Source organism: Providencia sp. PROV200 (genome assembly GCF_049901995.1).
GTDB classification, from domain to species: Bacteria; Pseudomonadota; Gammaproteobacteria; order Enterobacterales; family Enterobacteriaceae; genus Providencia; species Providencia rettgeri_E.
The window spans coordinates 790,626-809,557 of sequence record NZ_CP096307.1 but is presented as its reverse complement, the minus strand read 5'-3'; the positions used below and the strand labels follow the sequence as shown (position 1 = coordinate 809,557).

The 18,932-nt window shown below is 40.2% G+C and carries 14 protein-coding genes; all 14 read right to left on the bottom strand.

Features of this window, described 5'->3' with window-relative positions:
• Positions 1-118 precede the first annotated feature (118 nt).
• Positions 119-3,340, bottom strand: coding sequence for a carbamoyl-phosphate synthase large subunit (carB, locus tag M1E86_RS03450; RefSeq protein WP_213912957.1), 3,222 nt, complete (start codon positions 3,338-3,340; stop codon positions 119-121).
• Between the two features lie 15 nt (positions 3,341-3,355).
• Positions 3,356-4,519 (bottom strand): glutamine-hydrolyzing carbamoyl-phosphate synthase small subunit, encoded by a 1,164-nt coding sequence (gene carA, locus M1E86_RS03445; RefSeq protein WP_426099251.1) that lies wholly within the window; start codon positions 4,517-4,519, stop codon positions 3,356-3,358.
• Between the two features lie 445 nt (positions 4,520-4,964).
• Positions 4,965-5,786 (bottom strand): 4-hydroxy-tetrahydrodipicolinate reductase, encoded by an 822-nt coding sequence (gene dapB / locus M1E86_RS03440; protein WP_213912958.1) that lies wholly within the window; start codon positions 5,784-5,786, stop codon positions 4,965-4,967.
• A gap of 355 nt (positions 5,787-6,141) precedes the next feature.
• Positions 6,142-7,071, bottom strand: a complete 930-nt coding sequence (locus M1E86_RS03435) for a fimbrial protein (protein ID WP_125891928.1) — start codon at positions 7,069-7,071, stop codon at positions 6,142-6,144.
• A gap of 8 nt (positions 7,072-7,079) precedes the next feature.
• On the bottom strand, positions 7,080-7,592 hold the full coding sequence (locus M1E86_RS03430; RefSeq protein ID WP_125891927.1) for a fimbrial protein: 513 nt from the start codon (positions 7,590-7,592) through the stop codon (positions 7,080-7,082).
• 12 nt (positions 7,593-7,604) lie between these two features.
• Positions 7,605-8,144, bottom strand: coding sequence for a fimbrial protein (locus M1E86_RS03425; RefSeq protein WP_426099250.1), 540 nt, complete (start codon positions 8,142-8,144; stop codon positions 7,605-7,607).
• A 12-nt stretch (positions 8,145-8,156) separates the two neighbouring features.
• On the bottom strand, positions 8,157-10,799 hold the full coding sequence (locus tag M1E86_RS03420; RefSeq protein ID WP_426099431.1) for a fimbrial biogenesis usher protein: 2,643 nt from the start codon (positions 10,797-10,799) through the stop codon (positions 8,157-8,159).
• 92 nt (positions 10,800-10,891) lie between these two features.
• The gene (locus M1E86_RS03415; RefSeq protein ID WP_213912961.1) at positions 10,892-11,590 is read right to left on the bottom strand and encodes a fimbria/pilus periplasmic chaperone; all 699 of its coding nucleotides are present in this window, start codon (positions 11,588-11,590) and stop codon (positions 10,892-10,894) included.
• Between the two features lie 64 nt (positions 11,591-11,654).
• Positions 11,655-12,191: a fimbrial protein gene (locus M1E86_RS03410; protein ID WP_213912962.1), complete on the bottom strand. Its 537-nt coding sequence runs from the start codon at positions 12,189-12,191 to the stop codon at positions 11,655-11,657.
• 77 nt (positions 12,192-12,268) lie between these two features.
• Positions 12,269-12,814, bottom strand: a complete 546-nt coding sequence (gene fimA, locus M1E86_RS03405) for a type 1 fimbrial major subunit FimA (protein ID WP_125891923.1) — start codon at positions 12,812-12,814, stop codon at positions 12,269-12,271.
• A 1,311-nt stretch (positions 12,815-14,125) separates the two neighbouring features.
• A complete protein-coding gene (gene ispH, locus M1E86_RS03400) occupies positions 14,126-15,079 on the bottom strand; it encodes a 4-hydroxy-3-methylbut-2-enyl diphosphate reductase (RefSeq protein ID WP_213912963.1) in 954 nt (317 codons plus the stop codon).
• Positions 15,060-15,530: an FKBP-type peptidyl-prolyl cis-trans isomerase gene (fkpB, locus tag M1E86_RS03395; protein WP_004905629.1), complete on the bottom strand. Its 471-nt coding sequence runs from the start codon at positions 15,528-15,530 to the stop codon at positions 15,060-15,062. Before fkpB ends, ispH begins: the two co-directional genes overlap by 20 nt.
• 82 nt (positions 15,531-15,612) lie before the next feature.
• Positions 15,613-16,116 carry a signal peptidase II gene (gene lspA, locus M1E86_RS03390; protein ID WP_125891921.1) on the bottom strand — a complete coding sequence of 168 codons (504 nt, stop codon included), beginning with the start codon at positions 16,114-16,116 and terminating at the stop codon, positions 15,613-15,615.
• Positions 16,116-18,926, bottom strand: coding sequence for an isoleucine--tRNA ligase (gene ileS, locus M1E86_RS03385; protein ID WP_426099249.1), 2,811 nt, complete (start codon positions 18,924-18,926; stop codon positions 16,116-16,118). The genes lspA and ileS overlap by 1 nt, the downstream gene beginning before the upstream one ends.
• Positions 18,927-18,932 lie beyond the last annotated feature (6 nt).

Below are 18,932 nucleotides of genomic sequence, written 5' to 3'. Positions count from 1 at the left end.
TCTTATCCATTATATCAGCAGACAATTTCCCTCTCTTCAGGAGATGGCTTTATAGAATAGCAATAAAAAAGCCCCAGTAGATTGAATACTGAGGCTTATATAGCTACTTATTAAATAATTATTTAATCAATGCATGCATTTCTTGTACAGAGATTACCGTATCGGTTGGGTCTGCACTAAGCGACATCGTAGTGGCAAACCCACCATTCAACGTCGTGTCATAGTGGACTTTATAACGCAATGCACTGCGACGAATTAATTTTGAGTCCTCAATGGCTTGGCGCCCTGCTGTAGTATTCACGATATAATCGTATTCGCCATTCTTAATTCTATCTTGAATATGTGGACGACCTTCATGAACCTTATTGACTAGGCGCGGATTAATACCAGCCTCTCCTAGAACAATCGCAGTGCCGTGAGTGGCATCTAGCTCAAAGCCATGTTTTAACAGCTTAGCGGCTAAATCGACAACTTTTGTTTTATCACCTTCACGAACAGACAACAGCGCGCGACCAGACTTTTTCATGGTCGAGCTGCTACCTAACATCGCTTTAGCGAATGCTTCTGCAAATGTCCGGCCGACACCCATGACTTCGCCTGTTGAACGCATTTCAGGCCCAAGAATTGGGTCAACGCCAGGGAATTTATTGAATGGCAATACCACCTCTTTCACCGAGTAGTATGGTGGAATAACTTCTTCCGTCACCCCTTGCTGTGTCAAGGTTTGCCCTACCATCACACGCGCTGCAACTTTCGCTAATGGCACACCGGTTGCTTTAGACACGAAAGGCACTGTCCTTGCGGCACGTGGATTGACTTCAATTAAATAAACTTCATTATTTTTAACGGCAAACTGCACGTTCATTAAACCACGTACACGTAACTCGAAGGCAAGGTTACGAACTTGTTCACGCATTACATCTTGAATTTCTTGGCTAAGTGTATAAGCAGGGAGTGAACATGCGGAGTCACCAGAGTGTACGCCAGCTTGCTCAATGTGCTCCATGATACCACCAATCAGCACCATCTCACCGTCACAAATCGCATCCACGTCAACTTCAATGGCATCGTCTAAAAAGCGGTCAAGGAGCACTGGCGCATCGTTAGAGACACTTACCGCAGTTTGGAAATAGCGACGTAAATCGATTTCGTCATATACAATTTCCATTGCTCGGCCACCTAGTACATAAGATGGGCGAACCACCAGTGGATAGCCAATAATAGCTGCTTTTTCAATGGCTTGCTCAATCGCTGTGACAGTTGCGTTCTGTGGTTGTTTCAAGTTCAAACGGTTGACGGCTTGCTGGAAACGTTCACGATCTTCTGCACGGTCGATGGCATCTGGGCTCGTTCCAATGATTGGAACCCCTGCGGCTTCCAATGCTCTCGCTAATTTTAATGGTGTTTGGCCACCATATTGCACAATCACACCTTTTGGCTGCTCGATACGCACAATTTCTAACACATCTTCAAGGGTGACAGGTTCGAAATAGAGGCGGTCTGAAGTATCGTAGTCCGTTGAAACCGTTTCTGGATTACAGTTCACCATAATGGTTTCATAGCCATCTTCACGTAACGCTAAAGATGCGTGCACGCAGCAATAGTCGAATTCAATCCCTTGCCCGATTCGGTTTGGCCCACCACCTAACACCATCACTTTTGGTTTGGCATTATTTGGGTTTGATTCACACTCTTCTTCATATGTGGAATACATATAAGCGGTGTCAGTAGCGAACTCGGCCGCGCAGGTATCAACACGTTTATAGACTGGGTGCAGACCATAACCTTGGCGTAGTTTACGTAACTCAGCGTCAGAAACACCGACTAAAGTCGCTAAACGCGCGTCGGCAAAACCTTTACGTTTTAAAGTACGTAGGAAATCTTTTGTCAGCCCATTAATACCGAGCTCAGCCACTTTTTCTTCTAAGCGGACTAGCTCCTCAATCTGCACTAAGAACCAGCGGTCAATATTGGTTAGATTGAAAACACCATCGACAGATAAGCCTGCACGGAAAGCATCTGCAATAAACCAAATTCGCTCTGCGCCTGCATCTTTTAATTCACGACGAATACGAGTCAGTGCCTCAGGATCCTCTTGAGCCACTTTCGGGTCGAACCCTGTCGCGCCAACTTCTAAACCGCGTAATGCTTTTTGCATCGATTCTTGAAATGTGCGGCCAATCGCCATCACTTCGCCAACCGATTTCATTTGCGTTGTGAGTCGGTCATTCGTGCCCGCAAATTTTTCAAAGTTAAAGCGCGGAATTTTTGTCACAACGTAGTCAATGGAAGGTTCGAATGAGGCAGGGGTACGGCCACCAGTGATGTCATTCATCAGCTCATCAAGGGTATAACCGACAGCCAGTTTCGCTGCAATTTTAGCAATTGGGAAACCCGTGGCTTTCGATGCTAATGCCGATGAACGTGAAACTCGCGGGTTCATTTCAATAACAATTAAGCGCCCATCTTTAGGGTTTACCGCGAATTGAACGTTAGAGCCACCTGTTTCAACGCCGATTTCACGTAATACGGCCATCGATGCATCACGCATGATTTGGTATTCTTTATCGGTCAATGTTTGAGCTGGCGCGACGGTGATAGAGTCACCCGTATGGATCCCCATGGCATCGAAGTTTTCAATGGAACAAACGATAATACAGTTGTCTTTTTTATCGCGGACAACTTCCATTTCGTATTCTTTCCAACCAATCAGCGACTCATCAATCAATAATTCATTAGTGGGAGATAAATCTAAACCGCGAGTACAGATTTCTTCAAACTCTTCACGGTTATAGGCAATACCGCCACCCGTACCTCCCATCGTAAATGATGGGCGAATAATACAGGGAAAACCTACCGCATCGGCAACAGCAAATGCTTCTTCCATATTATGTGCGATACCTGAGCGTGCAGTGCCCAAGCCGATTTTTTTCATTGCTTTATCAAAACGTTGGCGATCTTCTGCTTTATCGATTGCATCAGCAGTCGCCCCAATCATGGTCACGCCAAACTCAGCTAAAACACCTTTACGTTCTAATTCAAGCGCACAGTTTAATGCTGTTTGGCCACCCATGGTCGGTAGCACTGCATCTGGGCGCTCTTTTTCAATAATTTTACGCACAACTTCCCAGTGAATCGGCTCGATGTAAGTTGCATCCGCCATTTCTGGGTCAGTCATAATGGTCGCGGGGTTCGAGTTAACTAAGATTACGCGGTAACCTTCTTCACGCAGTGCTTTACACGCTTGAGCACCTGAGTAGTCAAATTCACATGCTTGACCAATCACAATCGGGCCGGCACCTAAAATCAGAATGCTTTTTATATCAGTACGTTTTGCCATTTTTCTTGCTCCCGATTATTGTGCGTTTTGACGAGGGGTGTTTTGACGGTATTCATTAATTAATTCAATGAAATGGTCGAATAAATTTGCCGCATCATGTGGCCCTGAGCTTGCTTCTGGGTGGCCTTGAAAACTAAATGCGGGTTTATCCGTACGGTGAATACCTTGCAATGTTCCATCAAAGAGTGACTTATGCGTCACGCGCAGGGTGTCGGGAAGTGTCGATTCATCAACCGCAAAACCATGGTTTTGCGCCGTGATCATCACCACATCTTTGTCTAAATCTTTAACTGGATGGTTAGCACCATGATGGCCAAACTTCATTTTCATGGTATTGGCACCGCTAGCCAGAGCAAGTAATTGGTGGCCTAAACAAATCCCGAATACTGGGATTTCTGTGGTTAAGAATGTTTCAATTGCCTTGATTGCATAATCACAAGGCGCTGGGTCACCAGGGCCATTCGATAAGAAAATACCATCGGGGTTCATCGCCAATACGGTTTCTGCTGAGGTAGTTGCTGGCACCACCGTTAAACGGCAACCGCGGTCAACTAACATACGTAAGATATTACGCTTCGCACCGAAGTCATAAGCAACAACATGTAAAGGGAGTTCTTCGGCAGTTTTCGCGCCCTGCTGGCCATTTTCCAGCGTCCATGAACCTTGGGACCAATTATAAATCTCTTTAGTGCAGACTTCTTTTGCCAAGTCCAACCCATTCAAACCTGAAAAACTACGCGCTTTTTCCAATGCGAGTGCAGCATCAGGGTTATCACCCGCAATGATACAACCGTTTTGAGCGCCTTTTTCTCTCAGTAAACGTGTTAATTTACGTGTATCGATATCCGCAATCGCCACGACGTTATGGCGTTTTAGATATTCGGATAATCCTTCTTGCCCGCGGAAGTTACTGTAAATCAATGGTAAGTCACGAATGATTAGGCCTTGTGCATGAACATTTGGGGATTCTTCGTCATCAGCATTAGTGCCGACATTACCAATATGGGGATAAGTGAGAGTAACAATTTGGCGGGAATAGGAAGGGTCTGTAATTATTTCTTGATATCCGGTCATCGACGTGTTGAAAACGACTTCTCCAACTGCAGCGCCTTCTGCACCGATAGCACGCCCGTGGAATTGGGTTCCGTCTTCCAGAACCAATATAGCTGACTTAATCAAAACATCCTCCGGAGAATAATAAATCACGTTTTTTGCATATTAATTCAGATTTCACGATCTAAATCAATGCCAAAATGAGTTTTTAAGCAAATTTTTGGCAAATTGCGCGCATTCTAATGATGAGATGGAGTCTTGTCTAGAAAAAAATGCATTTTTTTCACTTTTATCTTACTTTTTTACTTAACTACCTCGCTTTTAACTGGGTGAGCAGTATAAACCATAGTAAAAACGAATAAGTAAACGGTTGCAAAGCAAGATAACTAGTTTATTGATAATAACCTAGCTAAAAGAAGGAGGAAAGGATAATTAACGAGCAAAACTGAAGATAAAAACCATTAAAACATGAATTAATATCGATTTGAATGAAAATAATTCAAATCGATATCATAACAATAAATATAAACTACAACCAAATGATTTAAAATACAAAATAAAAAACAAAAAACTACAAATCATCCAACCCAAGCACATCTTTCATATCATATAACCCACTATTTCTAGCGCAAACCCAACCAGATGCCTTTATGGCGCCATTTGCAAAGGTCATACGGCTAGAGGCTTTATGGGTGATTTCTACTCGCTCTCCAATATCTGCAAACATTGCGGTATGTTCACCGACAATATCCCCAGCACGAATAGTTGCAAAACCAATGGTTCCAGGTTCTCTCTCCCCGGTGTAACCTTCACGGGTATATACCGCACACTCTTTTAAATCTTTCCCCAGAGCGCTAGCAATAGACTCCCCCATAGCTAGGGCCGTACCTGATGGTGCGTCCACTTTATGGCGGTGATGAGCCTCAACAATTTCAATATCAGTGTAATTCCCCATCACTTTTGCTGCTTTTTCCAGTAATTTCAGCACCACATTGACACCAACACTGAAATTTGCCGCAAAGACAATAGGAATAGATTTTGCCGCTTCGGCAATAGCTTGCTTACCTTGCTCATCAAACCCTGTCGTTCCAATTACCATCGCTTTTTGGTTTGCTTTACAAAATGCAAGGTAGCGTAAAGTCCCTTCAGGGCGAGTGAAATCAATGACAACATCAAAATCATTAACAACCTGATTTAGCGAATCAACAATGGAAATACCTAACTTACCGATACCAGCGAGTTCACCTGCATCTGTCCCGATAAGCGATGAGCCTTCACGCTCAATCGCAGCACCTAATTGAATTCCATCCTGTTGTTGCGCGGCTTGAATTAGCTGGCGTCCCATACGTCCACCTGCGCCAACGATTGCAACACGTACCACTGAATTTGCCATGGTTTACCCTTTTTTAATTAATACAAATAGATAAATTTGAACTGTTAGTTTAGATAAAAAGGCTATTTTTACCCACAGTTTAGAAGTCATTGTGGTACAGATTAACTATCCTGATCGTATTGCGCTAGCAAAAATGTATCGTTATTAACAAAAGCGTAGAGAGGAAAGGGATTATCAGTAAAAGTTTTAATCAAGAAATATGAACCAAGAAATATGGATATAGCAATGAAGTTATTTTTAACGATAAAATAGAATTGATATTGATGAAAAGGTTAAGCGGTCGTATATAAAATTACCCAAGAAAGTATTGCAAATCGATATAAATAATACTTTCTTGGTAATTTAAATGGCATTGTTAGTCATAAACAAATGAAACACCAACGACTGACTGTACAGGCCCTGCTGTGACTTGTCCTGTTGTTCTTTCATACTTTGCTTGTAAATTAAGAGAAACAGGTGATGGTCCAACTTGCCCCATTCGAACTCGCTGATTTGCCGAAAGTGCCGTTCCATAACGGGTAATCTGAACACCTAATCCCCTCGCAGCATTTGAACCTGAATAGGTATTAGCAAATATTGAACTACTTGACGTAGTCGAACCTGAGAGATAGAAAGAAACATTTTGATTTTTACCACAATAAACCGATAACGGTATATTTGATGAACCTGGGTAATCTGGCAAATAGACATTAAGATTACGCGAAGATACATCACATCCACCGACAGGAACAACCACGGTGTTATTCGCATAAAGTTTCCATATAAATGTCGCAGTTTGTATATTCCCCCCACCAGAAATATCAGACCCAACTTGGTACATAACTAAAGTCGCAAAATGCGTGCCTTGACTAAGAACGATACCTTCGGCTGAATTTAATGGTGATAAATAGAGCTTAGCATTCCAAACTGCTGGTTGCCTGAATGCAACAGAATGCGTCGCTGAATTTAATGGAAATGGATAGGATAGACCATAGTAATTCAAAGTCCCCCTAAAATTAGCGAGAACATTCCCGTATGCTGAACCTTGCATTACGCTCACCATGTCACGCCTATAGTTTGGGTTATCGTTCCAACACGTAATCGATTGAGAAAGGTCAACAACTAAGTTTTGACCCGCTTCGAGTCTAGGTTGCAGATCAACATACACATTCGCTGTGGCAGGTGAATTTTTATAACTTAAAACATTACGTTTATCCATGCATGTAAATGAATATGCTGTTGTAATACCTAAAAAATAGATAACAGTATTAAAAAAAAATAATTTTAAAATTTTATTTATATTCATAATATAGCTCACTGGTATGTATAAGTAACATCAATAGCTGCTTGTATACTTCCCTGTGTCGTTCCTCCGTTAACCGATATCGCTCTAACTTTCAGAGGAAAATTTGCTGAAGCAGTACTGCTATTAATTTGCATGACAGCTTGGGTACCATTATTGAGGTCTCTGCCTGAATCATCCTGCAGTTGCAACTGGATGTTTTGTGCTGTTCCTTGGTTTCTATAGTATCCCGTAATATCGGATACCCCTGTAAATCTAGCTGTTACGTTAGAAGAACCTGTAGGACAATTAATCAACTCTAACTCAATAGGGTGCCATTTAGATGTTGATCCCGCGTTAATGAAGTCAAAAGTGCTGAGATCATTTAAATCCACATTCTTATTCGCAGTTACGACAGTACAAGGCACTGTTTTTACCTGACCGTAAATATTGATTGTTACGTCCGCTGCATAACTCAATGTCGTTGATAAACATAACCCCGCAACGGTTAATGCGGTAGCTACTATCCTTTTATTTATTACCATAACATTCTCATCCTATTGATATTCAAGAGTAAATGTTGACGTTGCGCGAATTTTACCTGCATTTACAGGAAGTTCAGTTACCATTAATCGAGCATAAAAGTTCAATGTATTACGAGAGCCAGCCGTTAATGATGTCCAAGGTATATTTTGATTATCATCATTGAGTGATAGCGGGTTTCTCGCTTTATCTAATATTTGTATGCCAACTCCAGATGCAGCACCTCCAATATTTTCTAATGCTAATAAAGAGGTATTACTCGAATCAGCAATTCCGGTAAATCCAACTTTTACACCTGTTACTGCTGTACCACATGGAAAAAGCTCAATATAAAAAGGGATCGCCAGAGATGTTTTATTAACCGCATTCAAAGACTTAATGCTTTCATTTAAAAAATCAACAATTTGGCCATCTGAGCTAGGTGAAACCGCGCATGTATTATCTGCAACGCTCCCCGTTATATTAATTGAACTATCTGCAGCGAAACTTTTCGAAGCAAAAAAAATGAATATCAATATCATGAGGTAACAACGATATATTATATTTTTCATCATTAATCAGCTCCTTTAAAGACAAACGGTTTGATATGAATTAAGTAGCTCTGACTGACTGTTTTCAGGTAAGGCGTAATTAACCTCACACTGCGAGTCAGCGCCATTTCCCCATCGAACTGTCAACTGACCTGATAGTGGTAATCCAGTCAAATAAACTTGTCCTTCATCTGCAACGATACTACTGCTATTGTTATCTTTTAATGAAACAATCGCGCCAAAAGGAACAGCTTTTCCCTTATGCATCAATGTCATAATTACTTTCACACCAACTTTTGGATTAAAACTGGCACGTACAATTGCACCTTTAGTAGGAATAACACTCACTACCGGTTCATCAAGATCCACGTTATTTGCTAGTGTGTTAGTATCTAAAGCAATACGATTTTCACGGTATTCCGTTGCATAAGGTAAGACGGCATAACCACGCCAGTCAGTTTTAACGCCCGTTTGATTTTCAATTCTTACGTTGTCCGCTCCCGGAGCTTTAATCAATACAACAGTGTCATTCATCGGCTGGCTAAGAGTAATACCATTCTCATGGGCTAAAATACCGCCACTTACCCCATAGTAAAATTGCCGCGAATTTTTATTATAACTGTAACCAACATTACTATTTCCGTAAGTTCCACGGTAGTTTAACGAGGTAGACCCTGTCCCAGAAGACTGCTGTTGACCGCCGCCTTTATAGCCAGCTTGGACGCTATAACTTAAATTGTTGTCTTCTAATAGCGTTCCATATAAACCTGCCGTATTAGAAGCCTCTCCTTTGAAGTCGTGTGAAGCGTTATAACTAACCGTTGAATTCTTCCATATAGAATCACTGTCCGTGCGCATCCATTGGTTCAATGGTATATTCGCATTCAAAGCAATTACCTGATCATTACCGTCTTGCCATGAGTTTTTTGACAAGCTGTAGTTAATTCCCCAAGTGATCCCTTTGAAAAGCGTATTCAAACCTACCTGTAACTGCTTATCAGCGCGACTTGTGTTCCAATACTTTTCATGGGTGCCCGTTATGTACAGAGTTGTGACATCACCTAGCTGCTGGCTCATACTTAATTGCAGCTTTTCACGTTTGTTATAAGCAAGATTAAAGTAATCGGTATAAGTCGGAGTGACTTCAACCGTACCATCCTGTGTTTCTATAGAGTAACCTTGCATTCTTTTGTACGTGGTATCTGCAAATGTATAGAAACCTTTCGTCGAATAACGGTACCCAGCAAGTTGGAAAGTCGTTCCTGTTGAGTTCATGGACTTACTATATAGAAAGCGCACTGATTGTCCCTGATGGTTACTATCGTCAGGTAACTTAGCGTTAGCTTGTGTAATATCGAGTGACAATGCACCTAATACACCAATATTCTTCCCCAAACCTAGATTGACTGAACGATAACGATCAGCTAATTGTCCACCACCATACATAGTCCAACCGTATGACAATCCACGCATTAATGTACCTTGGAAGAAATTTTGTTTCTTTTGAAAACTACTTCCTGAGCGATATTCACCAGCCGTTATACTGTATTCAGAATGTCCTTCACGCTGTAATAAAGGGACTGTTGAGAATGGTACAACAAAGCTTTGTGTACTACCGTCAGCTTCTGTAATAGTGACGTGTAAGTCACCACTATTCCCGTTTGCGTAGAGGTCATCTATGATAAAAGGACCTGGTGGGAATGTATTACGGTAAACTTCATACCCATTTTGCTTGATAGTCACGTCTGCAGTTCCCCGAGCCGTCCCACGAATGACAGGCGCAAATCCTCTTTGACTATCAGGTAACATATTACTATCAGAGGAAAGTTGGATCCCCCTGAAGTTAAAGCTGTCGAATATCGAACCTTCTGTATAGCTATCACCAATGACTAAACGCGAGCGTATTTGGTTAATACCTCTTTCTAAAAAAGTATTGATATGCTCCCATTTGGTTTCATTTCTATTAGAGCCTGTTGTGTGAGTCCACGTGGAGTTATCACGTAAGCGCCAAGCCCCTAAGTTAATTCCACTTTGTAAGTTAAGATAGGTATAGCTCCGGTTTTCACCAGATTGCATGCGTGACTGATTTCCAGTCAAACTGTAATTAATAATGCCCGCGGGAATACCTTGATCCCATAGGTCAGGTGAAATATAACCTCGAGCAGTATCTGCTAAATATATTTGTGGAATAGTCAGGCTAAGACGCTGTAAACCAACATCAAATGTTGATGTTGAATCAGTAATTATCTCTGAAAGTAATTTACAGCTATCCAGAGACCCTTCCTCTCCTTCTTTTGTTTTTTCTTTCCCTACCTCTTGGCCGGGTAATGATATGACATTTACCCCCATTCTAGTTAAGTCGCTTTTTGTGAAACAAGGGGTTAATTTAGACTGCTTTTCATCTAGCTTAAAGTTGATATCTTTAATAAATAAATAGCCGTCATTCAAATATACATCAACACGATATGAACCTTCAGGAACTTCTTGACCACTTTCGAATACAGATAAATCAGCAATATTTTCAACATCATCAGATAAAAAGCGAGGATTAAAATATACTTCTGATTTTGCTAACGATGGATATAACAACATCCCCACAAAAAAAGAGATCGGAAGTACTCGAAAAAATTTATCAGAATGATACTTGTATCCGAAAGTTTTTTTTCCTTTATAATTCATTTGTTTATTTTCAGATACTTGGTATGGCATGTTCCCTCCAGTCTAATCGCCATTTAAATCTATTACACTTAACTGAATTGCATTACATCCATTTATTTAGCAATACCAGATGCGACAGGTGTTAATGCGCCATAATCATTTATTGTTCTAAAGGTAATATTACCTTTTGCATTAGAAGGCATATTTGTGACTATTTCACCTAAAGGAGGAACTAAAACATTCTCCAGTTTTGTAGCACCAACAGTGATGTCAGTAACTGTTGCAAAATATGGAGTTGGGTTAATAATAGTTAATTTATTACCCGTAATTTTAAAACGTAATTCATCTGGAACTTTAGAAGGATCAAGATCCAAATTACTTGGGCGATAATAAAGTTTTATTCTGCTAATGATGGCTAATTGTAAAGTATTTTCATTTGCTTTACTTTTATCCATCGCAGGAATAGCCTTAACGTTCAACCAAAAAAGACTTTCTCTATCTTTAGGAAGTTGGTTATTTGTTGCATCAATTATGCGCAGTGTATTTTCTTTTTTTCCATTCATTGTAAATAATGGTGGAGTTATTACAAATTGCTTATCTTTCTGTCCATTTGTATTTTCAACCCATGACTGTATAAGAAAAACACCTTTCTCATCATTATTTGTAACAGACAATTGTACTTGTTTTTGGCCTTCATCATAAATAACTCGAGTTGCTCCTAAAGCTACCGCAGCATTCGCTTGGTTGAAGAACACTGAACTTAAAAGCACCAATATTGACGTTAACAACTTATATTTTTTTATTGATTTCATTTTGAATCAATCCTTATACATTTAAAAATATTATTTGTGTACTGAAACTAACCCTAAATTTATTTTATTCATAAGTTAAAGAGAACAGTGCTTGGGCATTTGCAGTACCACCCGTAATATTATTGCTGGTAGCCCGATATTTGGCAGTAAAGTGTAAAACCACATCTTTAGATTCTATTTTTGCTATTTTTTTTGGTGCATCATTGATAGGTATTAATTCATTTCCAGCATCAAATATAGCAATTCCAACTCCATTTGCAGCATTAACTCCATTGCTTACAGAATAAATATGGGGATTATTTTTGTCAGCAATCCCTGAAAAATTTATATACACATGTTCACTAACATTTTTACTACAATCACGAAGATAAATATTAAAGCTTGTTGGCTCTGAATCATCACCAGCTTCTTTAAACATATTCGTTCGTACTTGTCCCATATTAACTGTTAAAAATCGCTCAGATGTTTCAACGCTACACGCTTCTGCGATCAACTCGCCTTGAAATCTCATCCCTCCACCAGGTAACTGAACTTTCCACTGATTACCTGCTAAAGCAAAGGAAGAAAACAGAGTTAATAAACTAATCGTTAGTTTTTTCATTGCACTTTGCCTTTCCCTTTCTATTCTTGAAAACCATCCATGGTTTTAATGATTAATCCCTAATCATAGTTTACAAATTACTCGTACTGTACAGAGAAAGTAGCATCTGCATTTGCTGAACCAGCAGTGGTTGCGCCAGTTGCAAAGTAACGAGCCTGGAATGGCAGAACGTTAGAACCATCTTTCAGAGTAATCGGGCTGCTGAAAGTGCTACCATCTAAGCCTAGAGCAGTTCCTTTAGAATCTAAAATTTGGATACCAACATTTGTAGCTGAACCTGCAACACCTGAAGTGATAGCTAAAACAGTTGGGTTAGCAGCATCAGTAGCAGCTCCGATAAATGCAACTTTAGCTGTTTTAGAAACTTGAGTATCACAGTCATTTAAATTAATGTTGAAACCAACAGATCCGCTAGTATCACCTGCTTGAGCTAATCTAGCTGTGCGTACTTGCCCTAAAGTAACGGTTTGGTCAGATGAACCACCGTCTACTGCACAAGCTGCGTTAACAAGCTCACCTTTAAAATGAACAGTACCGCCATTAACTGTTGTTGCAGCAACTGCAGCTACAGAACTCAGAGATAAAGCTGAAATAACAACTAATGCTAACGATTTAACTTTCATGACTATTCCTTGATATTATTAATTAGAAAAATTAAACTAGACCCTATTGAAAATTAAAAAATTCATCGAATAGGTTAAATAAAAAAAGTATCAACCACATGGCAATACCAGGTATATTTTCAGATAAAAATAACCACTATTTTTCGTTGATCACATATCAACAGTTAAATAAAACTCACATGGAGAATAAAAATGAATCCATCTGCAGTCTCAGAAACTATTAGAATACCGAGCCATCCATATATCAGTGAATCAGAACAATGGTATAGATAAGATCTAATTTTTATTTCCCGTTACATCTTTCGATATCATCATTCTGTATTGAGTTTTACATTTCTGCACCTAGGAGATTTAACACCAAAAGTTATTGGTATTTTTATTGTTAAATACTTAACGAATAAAAATAGTAACTTTTATTGATAATGTTTTTAGAATACCTAATCAACCGCAATAAAGATACTCGACACATGCGTACAACTCAAACTTGCTTTTACCACTAAATAAACAGTCATACGATAGATGAAACCTATCAAATAAAGCAAAATATTTTCTTCACATTTAAATTAAAATTAAAACCCAATTAAATCAATCAATTAAAAAAACAAAAAAAACACATTCTTTAATTAGAATTACTTGACATCGTTTTTATATTATCATTTATATATGTATTATTTTCACATTGTTACAATTAAGTGATATATGTAATATCCAAAAAACAAAAACAAATGTAACAATTAATTATTAACCGTGTGTTTTCGTGTTGAAATTATAACTCATGTATTTTAAGTTAGTATAAAAGTAATTTAATTTCATTACATCACTGAATTAATTTTGTTCTTTTGATTAATAAAATTAAATTTACTGCATTAGTATTTTAATTAGTAAATAGAAAAAAATATGAATTTGCCAAAAACAAGTGTCAATACTCCTAATTTTTAGAAATCAAAGAAAAAACTTACCGATACGTGATAGATTCTAATTCACTCTTCTATCATCTCTATCAAGGCTTTAAGTGAGCGGATTTTAGCTCTATCGAAGCTCTTAGTAAGTAATTAGAGGGGGAAGCATTATCAATACTCATAGCACTGATGAAGTTCAATATTACGTAGACTAGAAATGCACATTAAACTCAGTATTAATTAAATGATGATAAGCTTGTATGAATGGCAGTATTTGGGGAGATTAAAGGCATTATAAACGTAAATGATTACGCCCAATACATAAAGAAGAGATACTTTTCACAAGTAGTAAAATGAAAAACAGCCTTGAAATAAAGCTAACAAGGCTGCTTCCATAATTAAAATCAAATGATCAATTAATCTCTTTGACTTCAACCCTTAATTCTTTAGGAACTTCGAAGACGATATTTTCTTCACGGCCTTGCAATTCAACAACAGAATCAGCCCCCAATTCTTTAAGTCTATCAATAACTTGTCGAACTAAAATGTCTGGCGCAGATGCCCCTGCTGTCAAGCCGATAATATTTTTATCTGCTAACCATTCCGTTTTAATATCTTCCGCACCATCAATTAAATAGGCAGGTTTTTGCATACGCGAAGCTAACTCCGCAAGACGGTTTGAGTTCGATGAGTTTTTAGAACCGACGACTAAAACAATGTCAGCACGTTCTGCAAGCTCTCTCGCCGCTTCTTGGCGGTTAGTCGTTGCATAACAAATATCGTCTTTACGAGGCCCAACGATACTTGGAAAGCGAGATGTCAGCGCATCAATAACATCGGAAGTATCATCTACAGAAAGTGTTGTTTGCGTCATGAAAGAGAGATTATTTTCATCTTTCACTTGTAGCTTCCAAACATCTTCTGGGCTTTCAACAAGATACATCCCCCCCTCAGGGTTGCTATATTGCCCCATCGTACCTTCGACTTCTGGGTGCCCAGCGTGGCCAATTAAAATGGCTTCTTTGCCTTTGCGGCTCGCTCGTGCAACTTCCATATGAACTTTCGTCACTAAAGGACAAGTCGCATCAAATAACATTGTTAGATCGCGAGAGCGCGCTTCTTGACGAATAGCTTGGGAAACACCGTGTGCAGAAAAAATCAAGATTGACCCATCAGGGACTTCGGAGATTTCCTCAATAAAGATAGCACCGCGTTGACGTAAATCATCAACAACATAACGGTTATGAACCACTTCGTGACGAACGTAAATTGGAGCGCCATAGATTTCTAATGCCCTTTCTACGATGCTAATTGCGCGGTCTACGCCTGCACAAAACCCACGAGGGTTAGCCATTAATATTTGCATTGTGATTCTCCAATTGCGGATCTACTTCAAGCACTTCGATATCAAAACTAATTTGCTGCTCAGCGAGCGGGTGATTAAAATCAATCGTAATCGACTCGCCTTCAATTGATTTTACTACACCTGGCATTTCACTGCCATTCATCGCTGTGAATAGCATTATCGTACCAATTTCAGGGATGCCCGTTTCTATAAAATCACGTAATGAAAAATATTGAACTAAGTCAGGGTTATGTTTCCCAAAAACAGTATCTCCGGGCAGTGAAAAACTTTTCTTTTCACCTTCATTAAGGCCAATCAATTGGGCTTCAAGTTCTGGCGATAAGGAGTCATTCCCTAAAACAAATAACGCAGGCTTCCCTTGTGCATGCGAGGAGTCAGCCGTAGAGCCATCTTCCAATTTCAATGTGAAATGCAGTAAAACAGAGCTCTGCGCCTGTATTTGAGTAGACATAAACCAAACCTATTTATCATAAAATTCAGCCCAGAAAATCTGGGCTGTGAGTTATTACATTCTAACCTAGTACACTGCCATCTTAATTGGCTTTTTCTTGCTTTGATTTATCGGGTAAGAAACCTTCAAAAATGACAAGTGCCGCACCAATACATATCGCCATATCCGCTAGGTTAAATGTCGGCCAATGCCAATTACCAACGTAAAAATCAAGGTAATCAATAACAAAGCCATGAACTAAACGATCGCTTAAATTACCGATAGCACCACCAATAATCAACGCATAAGCAATGTTTGAGAGGCGCTTTTGTGCACTTTGGCGATACATCATGACCATTAAGATAATGGATATCCCAATTGCAATACCTGCAAAGAACCAACGTTGCCAGCCACCTTCATCAGCCAAGAAACTAAATGCCGCTCCAAAATTTTGTGCGTACATTATGTTGAAAAATGGCATTATCGGATGTGGCTCGTACAGATTTAGGTCACTAAGCACTAACTGCTTAATGCCTAAATCCGCAACGATGATCACAATGGTCAACCATAACCAACGCAAACCGGTAGAACAAACTGGCGTCTTCATTAAGCAAACTTACGCGTTTCGCCGTTACCGGCTACGTTAGTAACACAGCGACCACAAATTTCTGGTTGCTCGCTCGAAGAGCCAATATCACTTGCGTAGTGCCAGCAGCGAGGGCATTTTTCACCCGCAGCTTTACTGAACGCAATTTTCAGGCCTTTTAATTCGCTTTCTTGCGCATCTGCAGGAGCTGTTGCGATATCAGCGACATGGGCTTGTGATGTCAGTAAAACAAAGCGTAATTCATCACCAAGGCTTTGCAGTTTTTCGGCCAGCGCTTTATCCGCATACAGAGTCACAGCAGCTTCTAATGAGCCCCCGATGAGTTTATCAGTACGCGCTTGTTCTAAGACCTTATTCACTTCACCACGAACAGCCAGTAGCTCAGTCCAGAAACTGTTGTTCATTTCATTTGATTCATCTAAACCAAATAAACCGTTATACCACTCTTCTGTAAGAACGAATTGAGCTCGTTTTCCTGGTAATTCATTCCAAATTTCATCAGAAGTGAATGACAGAACTGGAGCCATCCAACGCACTAACGCTTCAACAATATGGAATAATGCAGTTTGGCAGCTACGACGCGCTAAGCTATCACTTTTCGCGGTATACTGACGGTCTTTGATGATATCCAGATAGAATGAACCCATCTCGATAGAACAAAAATGCATTAAGCGCTGAATAACGGATAGGAAGTCATACTCATCATAGGCTTTAGCAATTTCTTGCTGAGCTTCTAAAGCACGGCTCACCGCCCATCGATCTAAGACCACCATATCTTCTGGCTTCACCATATCAGTTTCTGGATTGAAGCCGTTAAGGTTAGCCAATAAGAAACGCGCTGTATTACGGATACGGCGGTAAGAATCTGCCGCACGTTTTAAAATTTCATCTGAAACCGCAATTTCACCCGTATAATCCGTTGATGCAACCCATAAACGTAAGATATCCGCACCCAGTTTGTTCATCACATCTTGTGGACTCACTGTGTTGCCTAAAGATTTAGACATTTTGCGGCCTTGACCATCAACAGTGAAGCCATGAGTCAATACTTGGCGATAAGGTGCTTTACCTTTCATTGCCGTTGATAACATCAATGATGACATAAACCAGCCGCGGTGTTGATCTGAACCTTCAAGGTACATATCCGCTGAATTGCCATGAAATTCAGGGCGTGCGTCCACTACCGCAAAGTGCGTTGAACCTGAGTCAAACCATACGTCTAAGGTGTCAGGTACTTTACGATATGCTTCGGCTTCATCACCCAACAGCTCAGCAGGGTCAAGATCCCACCATGCTTGAATGCCATCCACTTCAACACGCTTAGCCACTTCTTCCATTAATTCTAATGTACGAGGGTGCAGTTCTTCAGTGTCTTTATGAACAAATAACGACATTGGGGTACCCCAAGTACGTTGACGAGAAATACACCAGTCTGGACGGTTTTCAACCATTGACTCTATACGTGCGCGCCCCCAACCCGGGATCCATTGAACAATATCAATTTCTTTCAGAGATTGTTCACGTAAGCCGTTTTTATCCATACCGATAAACCACTGTGGCGTAGCACGGAAGATAACCGGAGTCTTATGGCGCCAGCAGCAAGGGTAGCTGTGTTGAATCGCTTGTTTGTATAGTAATGCGCCTTTTTCGCTCAATAATTCAACGATAAGGTCATTCGCTTTGAAAATAAATACGCCATCTAATGTTGGGTAAGTATTTGGTAAGAAGCAACCATCTGGCCCCACAGGGTTCGCTGTTTCTAAACCATATTTTTGGCCAACAACATAGTCTTCAGGACCATGGCCCGGTGCAGTATGAACAGCACCAGTACCCGCGTCTAATGTCACGTGGTCACCCAAAATTGCCGGCACATCAAAGCCCATAAATGGATGATTGAAACGTAAAAGTTCAAGTGCAGAACCCTCACACTCCCCTAGAACTACCCACGCCTCAACCCCTATCGTTTTCATGACCTCTTCGACGAGATCGGCAGCTAAAATGACTAATTCACCATTTGCTTCGATTAAATTATATTTAAACTCTGGGTTTAAAGAAATCGCACGGTTAGCGGGTAAAGTCCAAGGCGTTGTTGTCCAGATGACTAACGAAGGTGTTTTTTCGCTAACAATGCCAAATTTTTCGCACACAGCTTTGCCATCTACAGCAGGGAAGCGAACATAGATAGATGGTGAAGTTTTATCATAATATTCAACTTCAGCTTCCGCTAATGAAGAACCGCAGGCTGTACACCAGTGGACAGGTTTTGCCCCTTTCACTAAATGACCGTTTGCAATAGTTTTCGCCAATGCTCGAATAATATGAGCTTCGGTTTTAAAATCCATTGTTAGATAAGGTTTATCCCACTCACCTAATACACCAAGACGCATGAAATCAGCTTTTTGGCCTTCAATTTGCTCTTTAGCGTATTGACGGCATTGTGCACGAAATTCAGCAGCGGAAACTTTTTCACCTGGCTTACCGACGATTTGTTCAACTTTATGTTCAATCGGTAATCCATGGCAGTCCCAACCAGGGATGTATGGGGAATCATAACCCGCCAACCCTTTGGACTTAATAATAATGTCTTTGAGAATTTTGTTAACTGAGTGACCAATATGAATACTGCCGTTAGCATACGGAGGGCCATCGTGCAGAATAAACGTTTTCTTGCCCGATTTTGCTTTACGGATTGCCTGATACAAACCTTCTTTGTACCAGCGCTCTAACATCTGTGGTTCGCGTTTAGCGAGGTCGCCACGCATTGGGAACCCTGTTTCTGGTAGATTCAGGGTATTTTTATAGTCACTCATCGATTC

Excerpts from the sequence above, each read along its gene's own strand:
- carB (WP_213912957.1), bottom strand. The coding sequence starts at position 3,340 with ATGGCAAAACGTACTGATATAAAAAGCATTCTGATTTTAGGTGCCGGC.
- dapB (WP_213912958.1), bottom strand. The coding sequence starts at position 5,786 with ATGGCAAATTCAGTGGTACGTGTTGCAATCGTTGGCGCAGGTGGACGT.
- M1E86_RS03435 (WP_125891928.1), bottom strand. The coding sequence starts at position 7,071 with ATGAATATAAATAAAATTTTAAAATTATTTTTTTTTAATACTGTTATC.
- M1E86_RS03430 (WP_125891927.1), bottom strand. The coding sequence starts at position 7,592 with ATGGTAATAAATAAAAGGATAGTAGCTACCGCATTAACCGTTGCGGGG.
- M1E86_RS03425 (WP_426099250.1), bottom strand. The coding sequence starts at position 8,144 with ATGATGAAAAATATAATATATCGTTGTTACCTCATGATATTGATATTC.
- M1E86_RS03420 (WP_426099431.1), bottom strand. The coding sequence starts at position 10,799 with ATGAATTATAAAGGAAAAAAAACTTTCGGATACAAGTATCATTCTGAT.
- M1E86_RS03415 (WP_213912961.1), bottom strand. The coding sequence starts at position 11,590 with ATGAAATCAATAAAAAAATATAAGTTGTTAACGTCAATATTGGTGCTT.
- M1E86_RS03410 (WP_213912962.1), bottom strand. The coding sequence starts at position 12,191 with ATGAAAAAACTAACGATTAGTTTATTAACTCTGTTTTCTTCCTTTGCT.
- fimA (WP_125891923.1), bottom strand. The coding sequence starts at position 12,814 with ATGAAAGTTAAATCGTTAGCATTAGTTGTTATTTCAGCTTTATCTCTG.
- ispH (WP_213912963.1), bottom strand. The coding sequence starts at position 15,079 with ATGCAAATATTAATGGCTAACCCTCGTGGGTTTTGTGCAGGCGTAGAC.
- fkpB (WP_004905629.1), bottom strand. The coding sequence starts at position 15,530 with ATGTCTACTCAAATACAGGCGCAGAGCTCTGTTTTACTGCATTTCACA.
- lspA (WP_125891921.1), bottom strand. The coding sequence starts at position 16,116 with ATGAAGACGCCAGTTTGTTCTACCGGTTTGCGTTGGTTATGGTTGACC.
- ileS (WP_426099249.1), bottom strand. The coding sequence starts at position 18,926 with ATGAGTGACTATAAAAATACCCTGAATCTACCAGAAACAGGGTTCCCA.